An 18,900-nucleotide genomic window follows, 5' to 3' on the forward strand; every position below is an offset into this window, starting at 1 on the left:
CAAAACAATTTTATCGCCCGCTGCAACACAGATCAGCCATGCTGTTCTGGTCATCGCAGCACTTTCTGGCAGGAGCATATGATGTTAGGAATCTGTTATTACCCGGAGCATTGGCCTGAATCAATGTGGGCGCAGGACGCTGCGGAAATGTATGGGCTTGGCATCCGTTATGTGCGGATCGCCGAGTTTGCCTGGTCGCGGCTGGAACCAAGCCCGGGTCAATACCGGTTTGACTGGCTCGACCGCGCCATCAGCACTTTAGCCGACGCCGGTCTAAAAGTGGTGATGTGTACGCCAACCGCCACGCCGCCGAAATGGTTGATTGACCTCTATCCGTCGATCCTGCCGGTCGATGTCAAAACCGGTCACAGCCGTGGTTTTGGCTCACGCCGTCATTACGACTTCTCCAGCCCGGATTATTTCCGTGAAGCGATGCGCATTTCCACAGTACTGGCTGAACGCTATGGTGAGCATCCGGCGGTCGTTGGCTGGCAAACCGACAACGAACTGGCCTGTCACGACACCACCCACAGCGGTTCCGAGGCGGCATTAACCGCGTTTCGCGCTTGGTGTCAGCAGCACTACAGCGACATCGACGCACTGAACAGCGCCTGGGGCAATGTATTCTGGTCGATGGAATACCGCCATTTCGGCGAAATCGAGCTGCCGATTCTGGCCGTCACAGAAACCAACCCGGCCCATCAGCTGGCGTATCGCCGGTTCAGTTCAGACCAGGTAGTGCACTTTCATGACGAGATGGTGCGGATCATTCGCGCCTATGCGCCGGGCCGCTTCGTTACGCACAACTTTATCCCAATGGTCGACACCCAGACCGACAACTATGCGTTGGCGAAGCCGTTGGATTTTGCCAGTTTCGACAACTACCCGCTCGGCCGCTCTGATTTGTTTTTCGCTAAGCGCGGCGCGGCGATGTTTAAACCTTATATGCGTACCGGCCACCCGGATTTTTCCAGCTATTACTTTGACCAGACGCGTGGCCTGACCGGCAAACACTTCTGGATCATGGAACAACAACCGGGCCCGGTGAACTGGGCCAAGCACAATCCGCGGCCGGAACCTGGCATGGTGCGGTTGTGGTCCTGGGTGTCTTTTGCCCACGGCGCCGATGTGGTCAGTTACTTCCGCTGGCGTCAGGCACCATTTGCGCAGGAACAGATGCATGCAGGTTTAAAACGCATCGACAATTCCAAAGCCGCCGCCTGGCCGGAAATCGAGCAGCTGGTGCGTGAGCTGGCGCTGTGTCCGGACCTGCTGCAGCAACAAGTCAAAGCCAGTGTGGCGATGGTCAGCACTACCGAAAACCAGTGGGTCTGTGAAATCGAGCGTCAGGGCGATAGTTTTAATCAGCAGGAAGTCGAATTTGCCTGGTATTCGGCGTTACGTCAGCTTGGTGTTGATGTCGATTTTGTCTCGCCGGAGCAAGATTTAACCGGCTACAAACTGGTGCTGGTGCCTTGTATGCCAGTGGTTCGGCCTGAATTTGTGCAGCGTTGCCAGGACAGCGACGCTGTGCTGGTGTTTGGTCCGCGCACCGGCAGTAAAACTACGGAATTCCAGCTGGTGCCACAATTAGCGCCGGGTTTGTTGCAGGCGCTGGTCCCGGTCAAAGTGCTGTCGGTGGAAACCATCCGGCCAGATTGCGCTGAGCCACTATTCATCGGCCAAAAACAGTATCAGAGCCAATGCTGGCGTGAAGAGCTGGAAGTGCCACCATCCTGCCAGGTGCTGGCGCATTATCATGACGGCCTGCCCGCTGTCGCGCAGCATCAGCGCGCTGTCTATGTCGCCACCGTCAGCTGTGATGACTTCCTCAAAGCCTTGTTTGCCGATTTAGCGAAACAAGCCGGCGTGGAAACTTTAGTGCTGCCACATGATGCGCGTCTGGCGCGCCGTGGCGGCTTGAACTTCCTGTTTAATTACAGCGCCAGCCCCAACGAAGTTGCGGTCCCGGCAAACGCGCAATGGCTGCTCGGCAGCGCCACACTGGACGGCTACGGTGTCGCGATTTACCGCTGACACTACAGCTCATCCAACAAAACCGGCGCCTAAACGCCGGTTTTTTTTCGCGGGCTGCTGCTAAAAGTGGGCAATCAAACCAACAAAAGCACCTTTAAATGCAAGGTCGGTATATAGACTGTTTAAATTTTCGAACGCCATGTTCACGACGCGATAGCCTAAGGTCACCTGCAGATCTACCCGCATCAGTTTGTGCAGATCGTAACTGAAACCCAGTTGATAGTCAGAAAGTCGATGGTCATTGAGTAATGAAAAATCAGCTTGAGCAAATACATTTAACTGAGTGGACGGCAAAGCAACACTGGTCGCGACAAACAACATCGGATTGATGTTGTCCGTTTTTATTGTCCCACTGGAAATTGCATTGTTTCCCAAATCTATACAAGGGTCATTGGGAGCAGGATTCGGATCATTACAAGGATCATGAGATATTTTGGTTGTCCCGGCGACCGTCACATCACCATGCAAATCTCTGGCGCTGAAGCCCACCTCAAAGGAAAATTTGTCGCTATCAAACAATGCATAGTACAAGGTGTAATCGATATAACTGACGTTAAAGCTGGCATTAACTGTAGCCGCAACAGGAAAGGTCTTGTCGCTGAAGCCAAACTGTTGCGTCAACGTGGTTTGACCTGAAGTATCCAGTTGGGTTGTGGAAATACGCAGATGAGGCAACGCAGCAACAGGGTGTTTAACGTCAATAAAATATTGAATGTGCTGTTGTTTTTTTAAATTAAAATCAACGCGCGTATTTTCTGCACCCAAAACACCAGTTGCGTCAGGTTGCCAGAATTGGCCGCCGAGATATAAACCAACATCATCTCTTGATGTTGGAGCATACGTAAACTGTGCAGTGGCTGATGCGGTAAAAGTCAAAAGTGCAGCAACAGTGGCTGCAAAAACCGTTTTTATCATTTGTAACTGTCCTTGTTTATAAATTGTCACGCGCGGTCTTTTATCTACTCACTATCGTTTGTATCACCGCAAAAACCACGTACAAGCAGTTAATGCATCGTAACTCAAAGTGCAATTCAAGTTAACAAAATACCAAATAATGAAGCAGTTAGCCCACAGTACTAATGTTGAGGAATGTGATCAGGAAATGCCACTTGCGCTCACTCTGCAGCTGCTGGCTTTGGTGGAGTTTGGGATGACTGCTTGAGCGAGTTGCAGTCATCGAATATTGGGTAATGTACGGCGACGCTGCGCTTGCCGGTACCTACGATCTTAATTAGCGAGTAGGTACGCGCAAGCGAAGCCCGCTGGGCGTCACACGCCGTACATGATAATTAAAGAATGTCCGCTTTTGGCACTAAACTGCTCGTGGATAGTGAATCAGATGGCGGCTATCGTCGGCACATAAAAAAAGCCGGCCTAAGCCGGCTAACGGAGCCATCCGCCTACGAAGACGCAGGCAGTTCCAGGGTTTTGCCGGCCCAGCGATGCTGTTTGCCGAAGATAAATCTGTTGCTAAGCAGTGCTACCGCCACACAGCTGAACAAGGTGATGGCCATCAGATGGATGTAATGCACAGTGGTGTAGAGCGGCGAGAATTCAAACGTCAGGCTGCCGTAGAACAACACACCAAAGATCACCGCAATAATGGCGGCGCGTGCATCAACATCTTTAAACAACAACCCAACGATAAAGATCGACAGGATTGGCATACTCAGTAAGCCATTTAACTGCTGCAGCAGATTGATAATACTGTCGGCCTGCTGATAAACCGGCACCAGAATCAACGTCAGGGCACTCAGCAGCAACGTCACCCAGGCGCTCAGTTTCACCACATTCGGTTTGTCGCTGACATAGGCTTCGTGAATATCACAAACATAAAGTGCAGTCGCTGAGTTCAGCAGGCTGTTGTAGGTCGATAACACAGCCGCAGCCATGGCTGCTGCGAACAAGCCAATCAGCACCGGAGGCAACAGATCACCCACTAAGCGGCCATACGCTGTATCACCGATGTCGCCATAGAGCTTGTAAGAGACAATGCCCGGTAAGACCACAATCGCCGGCACGATCAAGAAGCGGATCAATGCGGCGGCATAGACACCTTTTTGCGCTTCTTCCATCGTCGGCGCTGCCATCGCCCGTTGGGTAATGGTCTGGTTGGTGCCCCAATAATACATCTGAATAAAAATCATCCCGGTCAGCAAGGTCGGCCATGGCACCGGCGAATTCTCATCGCCGATGAGCGTCAGACGCTCTGCCGGAATACCACTGAAGTCAAAATTGATGGCATAAAGCGCGAGGAAAGTGATCAGCAGGGCCATGCCCAACACCAATACTCCGTTATAAGTATCAGACACAGCGACCGCACGCAGGCCGCCAAAAAATGCGTACGCAGCGCCTACTAAGGCAAACACCGCAGCAATTTGAATCAGCGGAATATCGACCTTAAACATCGTTTGCATCAGCAAGGCGCCGGAGTAAATCACTGCCGGCATGTAAATCAAAGCGTTACCAAGGAAAAACAAACCACCAATCACAGCGCGGATGTGTTTGTTATGATAACGCCGCTCTAACAGTTCGGTGGTCGTGGTACAGCCATAACGGTAATAAACCGGAATAAACACCTTGGCGAGAATGATCAGGCCGATGATGGCGGAGAATTCCCACACCGCCAGCAGCGCCATCTGGTTGCCATTCATACCCACCAACTGGTCAGTACTTAAGTTGGTCAGCGTAATAGAGCCCGCCACAAAAACCCAACTAAGGCCACCGCCGGCGAGGAAATACTCACGATTCTGCGACCCGCTGCGGTCTGACTTACCGCGGCATTTCAGGTAGGTCAACACCCCTATCAGTGCAGAAACCAGCACAAAGACCGCAGTCTGCAACACACTATCTGACATAACATCTCTCCGGGAAAAACACGCAAAAAATACCGCCAATTGGGCGCGGTATCATAAAAATCCGCTATCGCGATCTATTTCAATTTTTAACTGCTGGATCCGGTGAAAGCCCGGTTGGCCCAGCGCTGCTTTTTGGTTGTGGCGTTGGATCAGCCGGTTCAGTTGCAACAACGAATTCAACAGACTTTGTGCCAGCTGCAGGCTGCCGGTCTGCTGCAGCGTTTTTAACGTGGTGGCATCCAGGCTGTGCAGCTGATCTTCATCGATGGTCATCAGACCCCGGATGCGCTGTAACTCGCCTTGCTCCGGCTGCAACTGCAATTCAATGGGTCTGAGTAATTTCAATGCCTGCAATTGCTGCAGACTGAGATAAGTGCGTCGTTCCTGCTCGTACAGTTCCTGCGCATTTTGCATCAGCCGCTGTGCACCGGCATCGGCGGCACCGTCGTCTGCAAAAAGTGGCAGCGCTGCCGGTTGCAGCACTTGTGGATCGGCGGCAAACACAAACTGGCGCTGGCCATCCTGCAGCAGGCAATAGCAGGGATAAGCCTGCAAGGCTAAAGGCCGGTATACCGCATGCCAACCTTGTGCATCCGCCAGCAAGTTGTGCCCCGGCACAAAGCTGCAAAGCGCGGACAGCATCACGGTGCCGTCCTCACTATTGCGGCTAAGCAATACCGGAAAATCACAAACCATACTGCTGACATCTGCGACGGTCAGCGGCAATAAATGCGCGCGCGTGGCATAGACCAAACCAGCATCCGGCACTAAACCAAGTTGTTGCGCGGCCAGTTGCTGCGGTGTCAGAAAACGGCTCATGTCATGCTCCCTTGCGCCAGCCAGCGCTGCAGATATTCCCGGTTCGATGGCAGGCTTTGCTGCAATTGTTGCGTCAGTTGCTGATTACGCCGCAGGATTTGCTCCGCCTGCGCCTGCTGCCGGTACAGATGGGCCTGGCGGGAAAAATCAGGCTTAAAGCCCATGCCATACATCACATACTGATAACTGGCAGCCGGAAATAATTCGAGTGGCCCCTGAAAGTCACTGACGGCCGGACCGCGATAACGCCAGACTGCCAAATCTTCCTGCAAAGACTCCGGCCAGGTTTCGACATTGAGATGCGCCTGCCAATATGGCTCAGTGCGCTTGGTCAGCATGTAATGTAACTTGAGGAAATCGATGATGCGCTGCCAGCGATAACGCATCTGCGTATTAAAGCGTTTTGCCACCACTGGCATCAGGCTTTGATCCGCCGGCAGGTTTTCCGCGACATAACGGGCCGACACTTCCACCAGCATAATGGCCGTCGCTTCCAGTGGTTCGACAAATCCGGCCGACAAGCCAATGGCGACGCAATTGCCCTGCCAGAAGCGTTCGCGGTAGCCGGTCTGATACTTGATTAAACGCGGTTCCAAATCGGCCGCTGCCGCGCCGACATAACGGCGCAAATTCGCGGCCGCTTCGTCATCACTTAAAAACTTGCTGGCATAGACATGGCCGGTGCCACGACGATGCGACAAACCGATATCCCAAATCCAGCCGGCGTTTTGTGCCGTGGCAATAGTATGGCTGGCAACCGGCGCGTCTGGCTGGTCGTAAGGCACCTGCAGCGCCAGCGCTCTGTTGTTAAACAGCTGATGCTCAACCGACATAAACGGCACTTGCAGTGTTTTGCCAAGCAGCAGTGACGCCATGCCGGTACAGTCGATATACAAATCGGCGGTGACCGGCGTGGCAGCATCATTCAGTTTTAACGCGGCGATCTGACCATCATCGGTCAACAGCACCTGCTCGACAGTGGCAACGCGGTGCAACACACCCAGTTTGGTTTTGGCATGTTGTTTCAGTACATCGGCAAAAGCGCCGGCGTCGAGGTGATAGGCATAATTCAATGAGCCCTGATACTCACCTTCACTGACCGGACGCGGCGCTTTGCCGGCTTCGCATAATTCATGCTGCATATTGGACTGGCGGGCATAATCGCGAATGTCCGCCAGATAAGGCGCGACGTCGAGGCGGCCATAACCCAGCGGCACGGTAAAAGGATGGTAATAAAAATCGCCGGTGCCTTCGCACCAGTTGACGAACTTACCGCCTTGTTTAAATGCGGCATGGCAGCTGCGGAAAAAGTCCTTTTCGGACAAACCGATTTGCTGCAGGGTATTTTTCATCGTCGGCCAGGTGCCTTCACCGACCCCAATAGTCGGGATATCGGCCGATTCGATCAAGGTGATCGATAACGCCGGGCCATCTGGTTTTTGATGGTAAGAGGCAATGAGCGCGGCCGCCAGCCATCCGGCGGTGCCGCCCCCCACCACCACAATATTGGTGATAGCTTGTGTCATAGGTAACCCGATTTAAACGCGAGTACAGCAGTATTGCGCGATCCTGACCACGAGCCAACAGTGCCTGCACTGAAAAACCTGCGATCAAAAAAAGGCTGGGTCAACAAGACCCAGCCACAGGAACGGGACTTAGAATGCCCCTCGCACACCTACCGCATAGCGGGAGCCGTTATCCTCGACAGAGTAAATCTGGTTTTTGAAGCGACCGGTCTGGACCAGCTCTTCTTCGGTGATGTTAATCCCCTCGAAGAACACGGTCAGATACTCGTTCACGTCGTAGCTGGCGCTGATATCCCACTGACCAAAACGCTCAGTGTTGATCGGCTCGCCGTTAAAGCCGTTATCGAGTTGACGCAGGAAGGCTTCACGGTTGTTAAACGCGATACGGGCCTGATAGTCACCCTGTTCGTAGAACATAATAAAGTTCTGTGAATCGCCTAAGCCTTCCAGCGCAAAACTCTGCGTGGTATCGGCACCGACGTTCAGGTTACTGTCGACCACAGTCGCGTTGACGGTGACACCAAAGCCGTTATCAAACATATGAGTCAATGCAGCTTCATAACCGGTGATACGGGCAGACTCACCGTTTTGTGGCCGGCTGACGGTATACACTTCGCTCGCGCCATTAAGCTCTGCCGTTGTCGGCACTACACTGCTGCTGCACAGCGGTGCGCTGACACAGTTGTAAAGTGGGCCTTTACGCGCCGTCATGTTGTACGTTTCATGACCGGTCAGCGTCACAATAAAGTCTTCAACTTCTTTATTGAACACAGTGAAGCTGAACATGTTGGCATCCTGGTAATACCATTCGTAGGCCAGATCCCAGTTCTCTGCACGGAACGGTTTCAGTGCCGGGTTACCGCCGTTGGCGGTCAGGTTTTGCCGGCGTGGCTCGTTGAAGGTGGTCGCAGGAGACATCTGGCCCATCGTCGGACGAGTCAGTGAATCATAAGACGCAAAACGGACAATCATGTCGTCCTGAACTTCCAGCTTGATATTCAGGCTTGGTAACAGGTTGGCGTATTTGGTGCCCTGATTGATGTTGGTCGCAGGGCCTAACACGTTTTGGAACAAGGTCGCGTCAGCAGTAGGCACGATGTCCACAACAAAGCTCTGCACCGCGGCCACGTCAACGGAGGTTTCGGCATAACGGGCACCGAGGTTCACGGTCAGCGGCATATCACCGAGGTCATAAGCCAGCGTGAAATCCATATACAGACTGGTCACGTCTTCATTGATGGTATAGCGGTTATTCTGCAGTGTCGTCGTGATTGGATGACCGCTATCGGCCAGGTATTTCACCACAGCATCGCCGTCATAGCTGTAGAACGTATTGATCAGACCCGGGAAGAAGTTCTTCGCGGTGAACGGTTGGAATTTAATGGTATCGACCGGAGCAGGTAAGGCATAGCCGCAGTAGAAGCACTGGCCGCCATAGATCTGGAAGCTGGATTTTTCGCGCTCTTGGCTGTAAACACCAAAGTTTGCTTTCTGGAATACGCCTTTCTCGGCAACGTATTCAAAATCTGCTTTTAATTCAGTAACTTCATCTTCATCTGAGAATTGGTTACCTTTTTCGTTATAGTGCATGCGCGCCAGGCTGGCCGCTGGCAGCGTACTGCCACCAAAACCGTTATGTTTGACGGTTGGCACTGAACCGGTGCCATCAAAGGCATAGCTGTTGATCATGCCGACCACGTTAAAGCGGTCACGACCAGCACGGTCGTTTTCGGCGTTTGATGTAGACGCATCAAAATTCGCTGTCAGCTGTTCGGTAATTTTCCACTCGACATTCAGGCCAAAGGCATTGGTGCTGATGTCGCGGGAGTTACGGGTATGCGACACGAAATCCGTTGCCGGATCGCCGCTGCCCTGATGCAGACCAACATCTTGTGAGAAAGTCAGCAAAGTACCGGTGGCCGGGTCAATAGTTGCGCTGCCGACCCGATCCGGTTCAAACCAAGAGGCCAAATCTGTCACGGTTGAATCCACTTCAAAACGGGAAACCAGACCATCCATGGTCACAGTGACATCTTCTGACGGGGCATATTGCAGCACCAGACTGGCGTTATCACGCGTCCGCTCCTGCTGGTCAATAATCTGGTCCCAGTTGCGTGGGATATAAGCATTAGTGAACAAAACACCGTCGCGTTTGTTGGAGATTGTCTGGCCTGAGCGCCAGCCGGCTGTGGCAATCTGGTTGATCTGCACATCACGTTTCTGATGGCTCAGCGCTAACAAAGCACCGAATTTATCATCCCAGTTGCGGGTCAGTAACACAGAAGCGGCCGGTGAGGTTTTCTCTGACAGGCTTTCGTACATGCCTTTGACGGAACCTGCGATGCGGAAATCGTCATAATCAAAAGGGCGAGCGGTTTTTACGTTGATCGTACCGCCGATACCACCTTCTTGCAGCCGGGCGCTGTTACTCTTGAATACATCAGCACCGGTGATTTGGTCTGCTGCCAGAATGTCGAAGTTAAATTCACGGCCGTTACTGTCGGTCGCGATCTGGCGATTGTTGACCAGCACAGTATTAAACTGTGGACCAAAACCACGAATAGTCACCGCCTGACCTTCACCACCACTGCGGTCAATCGACACGCCGGTGATCCGTTGCAGCGATTCAGCTACGTTCAGATCCGGAAACTTACCTAAGTCTTCTGCCGCGATACCGTCTGATACCAGACTGGATTCTTTTTTGTCCTGCATCGACGCTTTCAAGCTGCTGCGGATGCCGCGGACTTCAATTACTTCAACTTCAGTTTGCTGTGCTTTGGCCGCATCTGCCGTTGTCGTTTGTGCCGCAACCGAATAAGTGCTGAGCACGCCGGCTACGGCAAGGCAGACTGCCGAGTGTTTAAATGCGAATGTATTCGCTCTGGTCATCATCGAACTCCCCTGTCATTGTCTAGTGTTGTGTTTTTAACTAAAACTTCTTATTAGAATATTTATCATATAAATACTGCAAAGTTGCGCCAACTGCAACTTTTTTATCTGATTAATCATTCGAATCTAAGCCGTTTTGGCGGGCAAAACGGTAAATGATTTGATGCTGATATTTTTCACCAGCCAGTAGGACCGGTGACGGAAACTCTGGCTGGTTCGGCGCATCGGGCCAATATTGTGCTTCCAGACAGATGCCCTGTCTGGGCGTAAAAGGTGTTGTTAAGGCGTCACCACTATAAATTTGCACCCCCGGCAAATCACTGAGGACCGTCAGGCTCAACTGTTGATCAGGCGACGTCAGCGTCGCCAGCGGCTGCATGCTTTTGTCGGCGTTCTGCACGACAAAACAATGGTCCAGCGCACCGGATTGACGGAACATCTGGCTCAGTTGCTCGCCGGCAGCGAGACCGGGATAACGCTCAGCACAGCTCAATAAAAGCCCGGTTGGAATACCTGTCGCATCTTTGTCCAGCACCTGTAACAACGGCGACTGCAGACTGTGCGTATCAATGTTCTGTGCTTGTGCATCGAGGCTGAAATAACAATGATTCGTCAGGCTCAGCACCGTTGCCGCGTCTGTCGTGGCTTCAAACCGCAGCTGCACTTCAGTCTGATGCACTTTGAAATGGCAACGAAACTGCCGGTTGCCGGGAAAGCCGCCGTCGCCGCGCGCCGCGCTGCAGCTCAGCGTAAGCTGATCGGTCTCATGTGTTTCTAATTGCCAGCGCAAGCGGTTCAGGCCGGTCTTTCCGCCATGCAGGCAGTGCTCGCCGTCATTGGCAGTTAAATTAACCTGTTGTTGTCCAAGCCAGAAACTGGCATTGCGGATGCGATTGGCATAAGGCCCGACGGTACAACCTAAATAAAACGCATCCTGCAGATAAGCAGATTCGTCGGCATAACCCAACGTCAATTCCTGACCATCGAGCTTGATAGAGCAGACCGTGGCGCCAATCGCGCTGATTTTTACCGACAATCCCTGCGGGGTGCTGATCTCAAACAAAAAACGTCTCCGGTGGTGCTTGTATCGTGCTAAATCGTTATATAGTATTTATACGATAATTAGGTGTATGACAAGGATTTTATGAAAACCAGAACACCATTGGTCATGGCAAACTGGAAACAGCATGGCAGCGAAGCCGCATTAACGGACTGGTTAACCAGTGTCAGCGCGATTGATTTACCTGAGATATGCCGGGTGTTATGCGTGCCGCTGCCTTATCTGGCAAAGCTCAGACAACAACGCGCTGAGCTGCAAAGTAAGGTGCAGGCCGGGGCACAACTGGTTTCTGCGTTTCGTGGCGGCGCGTACACCGGTGAGGTGTCGGCGGCGATGCTCAGTGAATTTCAGGTGGCTTATTCGCTGATTGGCCATTCGGAGCGGCGGCAGTGGTTCGATGAAACGGCCAGTGCACGCCGGGGGCAGCTGAGCGCTTTGTGGCAAGAGGGCATCACGCCGGTACTGTGTGTCGGCGAAACCGCGCTCGAGCACCAACAGGGCCAAACATGTGAGGTACTGATGCGACAACTGGCTGAAGTACTTGACGGTCAAGCAACAGCAGGGCCTTTGGTGCTGGCCTATGAACCTGTGTTTGCTATTGGTTCAGGTAAACCGTTGTCGGCGCAATCTGCACAACAAATGCATCAGCAACTCCGCCTGATGCTAAAGCGTTGGTATAGCGCAGCAGACTGTCAGCGCATCCGCATTCTGTATGGCGGTAGTGTGAATAATCAGAATGCCGGCGAATATCTGCGGCAAGACGATATTGATGGAGTGCTGGTCGGTAGCGGTAGCTTACAGGCTGGCGCTTTTAATGCGCTGTGTCACGCGGTGGTTCATGCGGTCACACCGTTGGTACCCGCCTGAAAACAGCGTCTGCCTAAGCTGAATAAAGTAGTGATTTGTTTCGCGCAGACTAGGGGCTGTTGACGTTTGGTGTTTATTTTTGCAGCAGTTTGGCAGCTTTTTATGCAAGGCAGTGCGAGAGCCGTGTAGTTATTCTACACAAACGAGCACTAACGCCGCAGAAAGAGCTGCCAAACGCTGCCCGAAGGGTTCGTTTGGTGGCGCTTTGGGCTTTGTCACTCGTTGCTCACATAGAATCACTATGCCACGCGCCTCGTTTCGCGCCCAAAACGCCACCAACTCGAACAAAACTGAACCACCAAACGTCAACAGCCCCTACACAACAAAAATGGCATAAACGCAGTGTAAGCAATGGATTTGCTTACACTGCAATGCTGAAACGAAAGATCAGAACGGAATGTCGTCATCAAAATCGATTGGCGGTTCCATCGGACCACGTTGCTGGCCAAAACCGCCTTGTTGTGGCTGGTTAAAACCTTGTTGTGGCTGATTGTAAGCAGGTTGTGCCGGCGCCTGATTGTAGGCTGGTGCAGCAGCAGGAGCTGGCTGGTTAAAGCCTTGCTGGGCTGCAGCTGGTGCACGGTTGTAATTCTGCTGCGCCGCCGGAGCTGCCTGTGGCGCCCGGTTTTGTGGTGCCTGATAGGCTTGTGCCGGAGCAGCCATACCGCCCATTGCCGCGCCACCCATAGCTGGTGCGCCACCCATTTGGGCGCTTTGGCCTTCGCCACGGCCGTCTAACATTTGCAGTTCGTTGGCGATAATTTCAGTCGTGAAACGCTCAACGCCTTGCTGATCCTGCCACTTCCGCGTACGCAGACGACCTTCAATATAAACTTTGCTGCCTTTACGCAGGTATTCACCGGCGATCTCGGCCAGACGCTGATAGATCACCACACGGTGCCATTCGGTCTGTTCTTTTTTCTCATTGGTTTGTTTATCAGTCCAGGACTCAGAAGTCGCAATGGTGATATTGGCCACTGCACCGCCGGTTGGCATGTAACGAACTTCAGGATCTGCACCTAAGTTACCGATCAAAATGACTTTATTAATTCCACGCGCCATGCGCATTCTCCTGATTAACTGTGACGACTCAGCAGCGCTTCGACCTGTTTAGGGTCAAAACCAGTAGAGCTGACTTTTAAATAACAGCGTTGTTCGTTGACGACCACTGTCGCTTCCAGCACGCCGTTGAGGCTGCTGAGCTGGCTGACCAGCGTTTTGGCTGCGGCGTCATCGACGTCACCAACCAGATAAGATAAGCGTTGGGCTCGCTGCGGGACTTGCATGCCGCGAGCCAGAAAAAGCCATATTAAACCAATTCCGCCAGCGAGGGCAAACACGCTTGCTGCCGCAAACTGGCCGGAAATAATGCCACCCAGCACACCGCCTAAAAAGGCACCAAAAAACTGCAGACTGGCGTAAATCCCCATCGCAGTGCCTTTCTGACCCGCCGGTGCAATTCGCGACACCAGCGCCGGCATACTGGCTTCCAGATAGTTAAAACCAGTGAAAAACAGCAACAGCGCGATCGCTAATGGCCACAACCCGCCATTAATCATTAACAATAAACTTACAATCAGCAAGCCGATCGCGAATAAAAAATAACCTTTTTCTTGTTGCCGCCGCATCGACAAGATCATCAGCGGCACCATCAGCACAAAAGCCGCGACAAATACCGGTAAATACACCTGCCAGTGTTGCGGGGCAGCCAAACCATCGGCCTCTAATTGCGATGGCAGCACGACAAAGATTGCCGTCAGTAATAAATGCAAAACCAGCACACCCAGATTCAGTAAACGCAGCTGTGGATGGCGGAACAATTCAACAATAAAACCAGGGCGGGCCAGCGCTTCGCTGTCGGTCGCCTGCTGCTGGGTTTTCGGCACTATGGTCAGGACTATCACGATGCCGGCGAGCGCCAGCGCAGCGGTAAACCAGAAAATAGCACTGAGTCCACCAGCCGCGGCAATGGCCGGGCCGGCAATCATCGACACAGCAAAAGACAAGCCGATCGTCGCACCGATAACCGCCATCACTTTGGGTCTTTGCTCTTCGCGGGTGACGTCGGCCGCCAATGCCAGCACAGCGCCGGAAATGGCGCCCATGCCCTGCAAAATACGTCCGATGGTGACGCCATACACAGATTCTGCCAGCGCCGCGACCACTGAGCCCACGGCAAACATCGTCAAACCGAGTAACATTACCGGGGTACGGCCAATCCGGTCCGACAACCAGCCCATTGGGATCTGCAAGATGGCCTGAGTCAGCCCATAAGCGCCAATGGCGAGGCCGATCCAAAACGGCGAAAAGCCGATGAGGTCTTTGCCGTAGATTGCAAACACCGGGATCAGCATAAATAATCCCAACATACGGAACGCAAATACCAGCGCCAGCGAAATCGCTGCCCGCCGTTCCAGTGCGGTTAAATTTTGCATCAGTGATGGATCTCAAATCGGTTCAGACAGCGCCAGCGGCAGAGAAAGAAGCGTGGCGACAAAAGAGCGGATGATTGTAACACAGGCGTTCAGTTGTCGGCAGCAATGCCGGCGAATTCGATGCGGTCGCGCCCATTCTGTTTGGCGCGATACAGTGCCTGATCGGCGAGGCGCAGCTGACGGCCAAAATCATAATCCGGCCCAAACACACTGACACCAATACTGATGGTCAGCTGATAATCTTCCGGCATCGACGCAGGCCACTCTAGTTGGCGGATCCCTTCCAACAAACGCTGTGCTGTGGTCGTCGCCATCTGCAGGTTCGCTGCCGGCAGAAAAATCAAAAACTCTTCGCCACCAAACCGTGCCAGCACGTCACTTTGCCGCAGCATTGTTTTGATGGCTTTTGCCGTCTGCACCAACACCACATCGCCACCGTCGTGGCCGAACTGGTCATTGACCCGCTTAAAATGGTCAAGGTCAATCATCAACAATGCCGCCGGTTGCTGATTTCTTTGTAAGTACGATAAGCAAGCCGCGACCGCTTCATTCAACCCGCGTCGGTTTAACTGGCCGGTTAACGGATCATGCACAGCCTCGGCCCGGAGTCGCTGCTGCGTTTCTTCCAGATAGCCGGTGATGGCCATCAAACCGTAGGCCGCCAAAATGCCGGGCCATAGTACCTGCGACACCAAATACCCCGATAAAATCCAGTCTTCATGAAACTCAACTGTCACTGTCCGTAACACACAAACCAAAAACCAGCACAACATGACCAAGGCAAAACCTTGATCCGATACTGTGCGGTTTTGTTTCTGAAAGCAGAACAACCACGCAATCGGCAACGCCACCAGCGCTGTAATGAGCGTCATAAAATGCAAAGCGGCGTATTCCATGCCGTGCAGATTCAGCCAGGTATAAATACCTGCCTGCAGCGGGATCATCAGCACCAACAATGGCCAGGGCACCGCTTTATTACAGCGGCTCAAAGCAAATGCCAGCAGTAACCAGAAATTGGTTGCCGCGGCCAGACTGGAGATCAACAACAACATCGGCTGCATGGGCCACAAATAAAACAACCAGCTCAGTGCATCACAGCCAACAGAGATCTGGAACAGGCGTAAACTGCGCACATCCTGCTGTGGCGGCGCTACCCTTGTACTGGCAAGCAAAATCACCAGCGCAAGTTGCATCATGGCCAAAGTGTAAATCTGTTCTGTCGTCATGTTTTTGGTCGAACTACCTGTAGCAGAAAACGTTAACAATTCACCTTAGGCGCCACGTTTGACAAATGCAACTGTAAGCCCGACTTCCCCGACATCTGACTTGCTCAAACAATTGTATTTATATACAGTACTACACTGATAATCAACGCCAATACTGATCCGACAGCCCGCATGACGCATAGTCGCCTGACCGATGCCGCTGCCGGCCCGCATCTGACCCTAAGCGGGCACTTTGACTGACCTTTTGAGTTGAGAACTTTATGCACAAAATTGACATCCGCGGCGCCCGTACTCACAACCTGAAGAATATTTCGCTGGAAATTCCACGCGACAAACTGATTGTGATCACCGGCTTGTCCGGTTCGGGTAAATCGTCTTTGGCCTTTGATACGCTGTACGCCGAGGGCCAGCGCCGCTATGTCGAATCCTTGTCGGCCTACGCCCGCCAGTTCCTCAGCCTGATGGAAAAACCGGATGTGGATCATATTGAAGGCCTGTCGCCGGCTATTTCGATTGAACAGAAATCGACGTCACATAACCCGCGTTCAACCGTCGGCACTATTACCGAAATCTACGATTATCTGCGGCTGTTATTTGCCCGCGTCGGTGAGCCGCGCTGCCCGACTCACGATCTGCCGCTGGCCGCGCAAACCATCAGCGAGATGGTCGACAAAGTGGTGTCATTCCCGGAAGGCAGTAAACTGATGGTGCTGGCGCCTGTGGTACAGGAACGCAAAGGCGAACACGTCAAAACGCTGGAAAATCTGGCGGCCCAGGGTTATATCCGCGCCCGTATCAATGGCGAAGTCTGTGATTTATCCGATCCGCCAAAACTCGACTTACACAAAAAACACACCATCGAAGTGGTGATCGACCGGATCAAAGTGCGCGATGATATTAAGCAGCGTCTGGCCGAAAGTTTCGAAACGGCGCTGGAGTTATCCGGTGGTATCGCGAAAGTGGCGTCGATGGACGACCCATCGGCTGAAGAGCTGATTTTCTCCGCCAATTTCGCCTGTCCAACCTGTGGTTATTCGATGGCAGAACTCGAGCCGCGACTGTTTTCCTTTAACAATCCGGCCGGTGCCTGTACCGCCTGTGACGGCCTGGGCGTGAAACAATATTTCGACGCCAATAAAGTGATTGTCGATGCCGCATTAAGCCTGGCCGGCGGCGCCATCCGCGGCTGGGATAAACGCAATTTCTATTATTTCCAGATGTTGAAGTCGTTGGCCGAACATTATGGCTTTGACGTCGACGCGCCGTTTCAGAGCCTGAAACCGGAACAGCAACAGGCCATTTTAAGTGGTAGTGGACGTAAAGAGATTGAGTTCAAATACTTAAACGACCGTGGCGACATCGTGCTACGCAAACATCCGTTTGAAGGCATTTTGCCGAATATGGAGCGGCGTTATCACGAAACCGAATCCAATGCCGTACGGGAAGAGCTGGCGAAATATCTGGCGACGACCACTTGCCCGGTCTGTGAAGGTTCGCGCCTGCGCGAAGAAGCGCGCCATGTGTTTATCGGTAAAACCAATTTGCCCAACATCGTTGAGCTTTCGATCGGTGATTGCCATCAGTTTTTCACCGCACTGACACTGACCGGCCAAAAAGCCAAAATCGCCGAAAAGATCCTGAAAGAAATTCAGGACCGGCTGATGTTTCTGGTCAACGTTGGCCTGAACTATCTGAATTTATCCAGAAGCGCCGAGACTTTGTCCGGCGGCGAAGCGCAGCGTATTCGTCTGGCTAGTCAAATTGGCGCCGGCTTAGTTGGCGTGATGTATGTACTGGACGAACCGTCGATAGGTTTGCATCAACGTGACAACGACCGCCTATTAGGTACGCTGACGCACCTGCGTGATTTGGGCAATACCGTCATTGTGGTCGAACACGACGAAGACGCGGTGCGTCTCGCCGACCATATCATCGACATCGGCCCGGGCGCCGGCGTGCACGGTGGTTATATCGTCGCGCAGGGCACTTTGGCAGACATCGAGGCGGCGCCTGAATCGCTGACCGGCCAGTATTTATCCGGCACGCGCAAAATCGCCGTGCCAGACACGCGGCATAAAGGTAAAAAAGGCAAAGAGCTCAAAGTATTAGGTGCCACCGGCAATAACCTGAAAAATGTCGATCTAACCATTCCGTTTGGCGTACTGACCTGCATCACCGGTGTGTCCGGTTCCGGTAAATCGACACTGATCAACGACACGCTGTTTCGCGTCGCGCACAAAGTGCTAAATAAAGGCGAGGGCGACGACCCGGCCGCGCACCGCGCCATTGAAGGCCTGGAGCATTTTGATAAATGTGTCGACATCGACCAGAGCCCGATCGGCCGCACACCACGCTCGAACCCAGCCACTTACACCGGTATCTTCACGGCAGTGCGGGATTTATTCGCCGGCACCCAGGAAGCGCGCTCGCGCGGCTATCAGGTCGGTCGTTTCAGTTTTAACGTCAAAGGCGGACGCTGCGAAGCCTGTCAGGGCGACGGTGTGCTCAAAGTCGAAATGCACTTCCTGCCAGATGTATATGTGCCTTGTGATGTCTGCAAAGGCAAACGTTACAACCGTGAAACGCTGGAAGTGAAATACAAAGGCAAAAACATTCACGAAGTGCTGGAAATGACGGTGGAAGATGCGCGCGAATTCTTCGACAGCATTCCGGCGATTTCGCGCAAGCTGCAGACGCTGATGGATGTGGGCCTGACCTACATTACACTCGGCCAGTCGGCGACGACGTTGTCGGGCGGTGAAGCGCAGCGCGTCAAACTGGCGCGCGAACTAAGTAAGCGCGATACCGGCAAAACGCTGTATATCCTCGACGAACCGACCACAGGCCTGCACTTTTACGATATTCAGCAATTACTGAACGTGCTGCATAAACTGCGCGACGCCGGCAATACCGTGGTGGTGATCGAACACAATCTGGACGTGGTCAAAACCGCCGACTGGATTGTCGATTTAGGTCCGGAAGGCGGCAGCGGCGGCGGCGAAATCCTGATCGCCGGCACCCCGGAACAAGTGGCAGATTGCGACAAGTCTTACACCGGACAGTATCTGAAGCCTTTGCTGGCAAGGGGTTGACCCGCGCAGGAAGGCGATAGCTGTGATGAGCGGGAATAACAAAGTCCCGCTGATTTTCCTGCCATTTTTCAGGCCGTTCCGGTTGCGGCGC

General features: G+C 53.0%; 12 protein-coding genes. 3 read left to right on the forward strand and 9 right to left on the reverse strand.

Going from position 1 to position 18,900, the window contains the following annotated elements; all coding sequences use genetic code 11:
• Nucleotides 1-78 precede the first annotated feature (78 nt).
• Nucleotides 79-2,037 (forward strand): beta-galactosidase, encoded by a 1,959-nt coding sequence (locus ACQ66Q_RS09645; protein WP_430456602.1) that lies wholly within the window; start codon nt 79-81, stop codon nt 2,035-2,037.
• A 60-nt stretch (nt 2,038-2,097) separates the two neighbouring features.
• On the opposite strand, the gene ACQ66Q_RS09650 is transcribed toward ACQ66Q_RS09645, so the two are convergent.
• The 6 genes from ACQ66Q_RS09650 to ACQ66Q_RS09675 form a co-directional block, all read right to left on the reverse strand.
• On the reverse strand, nt 2,098-2,982 hold the full coding sequence (locus tag ACQ66Q_RS09650) for a hypothetical protein (RefSeq protein ID WP_430456603.1): 885 nt from the start codon (nt 2,980-2,982) through the stop codon (nt 2,098-2,100).
• Between the two features lie 455 nt (nt 2,983-3,437).
• Entirely contained in the window at nt 3,438-4,895 is a 1,458-nt protein-coding gene (locus tag ACQ66Q_RS09655; protein ID WP_430456604.1) for an SLC5 family protein, read from the reverse strand.
• 51 nt (nt 4,896-4,946) lie between these two features.
• Nucleotides 4,947-5,714, reverse strand: a complete 768-nt coding sequence (locus ACQ66Q_RS09660) for a SapC family protein (RefSeq protein WP_430456605.1) — start codon at nt 5,712-5,714, stop codon at nt 4,947-4,949.
• Nucleotides 5,711-7,240 (reverse strand): tryptophan halogenase family protein, encoded by a 1,530-nt coding sequence (locus ACQ66Q_RS09665; protein WP_430456606.1) that lies wholly within the window; start codon nt 7,238-7,240, stop codon nt 5,711-5,713. Before ACQ66Q_RS09665 ends, ACQ66Q_RS09660 begins: the two co-directional genes overlap by 4 nt.
• A gap of 129 nt (nt 7,241-7,369) precedes the next feature.
• Nucleotides 7,370-10,132, reverse strand: coding sequence for a TonB-dependent receptor (locus ACQ66Q_RS09670; RefSeq protein WP_430456607.1), 2,763 nt, complete (start codon nt 10,130-10,132; stop codon nt 7,370-7,372).
• A 109-nt stretch (nt 10,133-10,241) separates the two neighbouring features.
• On the reverse strand, nt 10,242-11,192 hold the full coding sequence (locus ACQ66Q_RS09675; RefSeq protein WP_430456608.1) for an aldose epimerase family protein: 951 nt from the start codon (nt 11,190-11,192) through the stop codon (nt 10,242-10,244).
• A gap of 81 nt (nt 11,193-11,273) precedes the next feature.
• On the opposite strand from ACQ66Q_RS09675, the gene tpiA reads away from it, so the two are divergent.
• On the forward strand, nt 11,274-12,056 hold the full coding sequence (tpiA, locus tag ACQ66Q_RS09680; RefSeq protein ID WP_430456609.1) for a triose-phosphate isomerase: 783 nt from the start codon (nt 11,274-11,276) through the stop codon (nt 12,054-12,056).
• 387 nt (nt 12,057-12,443) lie between these two features.
• On the opposite strand, the gene ssb is transcribed toward tpiA, so the two are convergent.
• The 3 genes from ssb to ACQ66Q_RS09695 all read right to left on the reverse strand — a co-directional run bounded on the left by ssb (nt 12,444) and on the right by ACQ66Q_RS09695 (nt 15,717).
• Nucleotides 12,444-13,118 carry a single-stranded DNA-binding protein gene (gene ssb / locus ACQ66Q_RS09685; RefSeq protein ID WP_430456610.1) on the reverse strand — a complete coding sequence of 225 codons (675 nt, stop codon included), beginning with the start codon at nt 13,116-13,118 and terminating at the stop codon, nt 12,444-12,446.
• 14 nt (nt 13,119-13,132) lie between these two features.
• A complete protein-coding gene (locus tag ACQ66Q_RS09690) occupies nt 13,133-14,491 on the reverse strand; it encodes an MFS transporter (protein WP_430456611.1) in 1,359 nt (452 codons plus the stop codon).
• A gap of 89 nt (nt 14,492-14,580) precedes the next feature.
• The gene (locus ACQ66Q_RS09695) at nt 14,581-15,717 is read right to left on the reverse strand and encodes a diguanylate cyclase (RefSeq protein ID WP_430456612.1); all 1,137 of its coding nucleotides are present in this window, start codon (nt 15,715-15,717) and stop codon (nt 14,581-14,583) included.
• A gap of 260 nt (nt 15,718-15,977) precedes the next feature.
• Between ACQ66Q_RS09695 and uvrA the strand changes: the two genes are divergently transcribed.
• Nucleotides 15,978-18,809: an excinuclease ABC subunit UvrA gene (uvrA, locus tag ACQ66Q_RS09700; RefSeq protein ID WP_430456613.1), complete on the forward strand. Its 2,832-nt coding sequence runs from the start codon at nt 15,978-15,980 to the stop codon at nt 18,807-18,809.
• Nucleotides 18,810-18,900 lie beyond the last annotated feature (91 nt).

It is taken from the genome of Rheinheimera sp., from assembly GCF_965283995.1.
Lineage (GTDB): Bacteria > Pseudomonadota > Gammaproteobacteria > Enterobacterales > Alteromonadaceae > Pararheinheimera.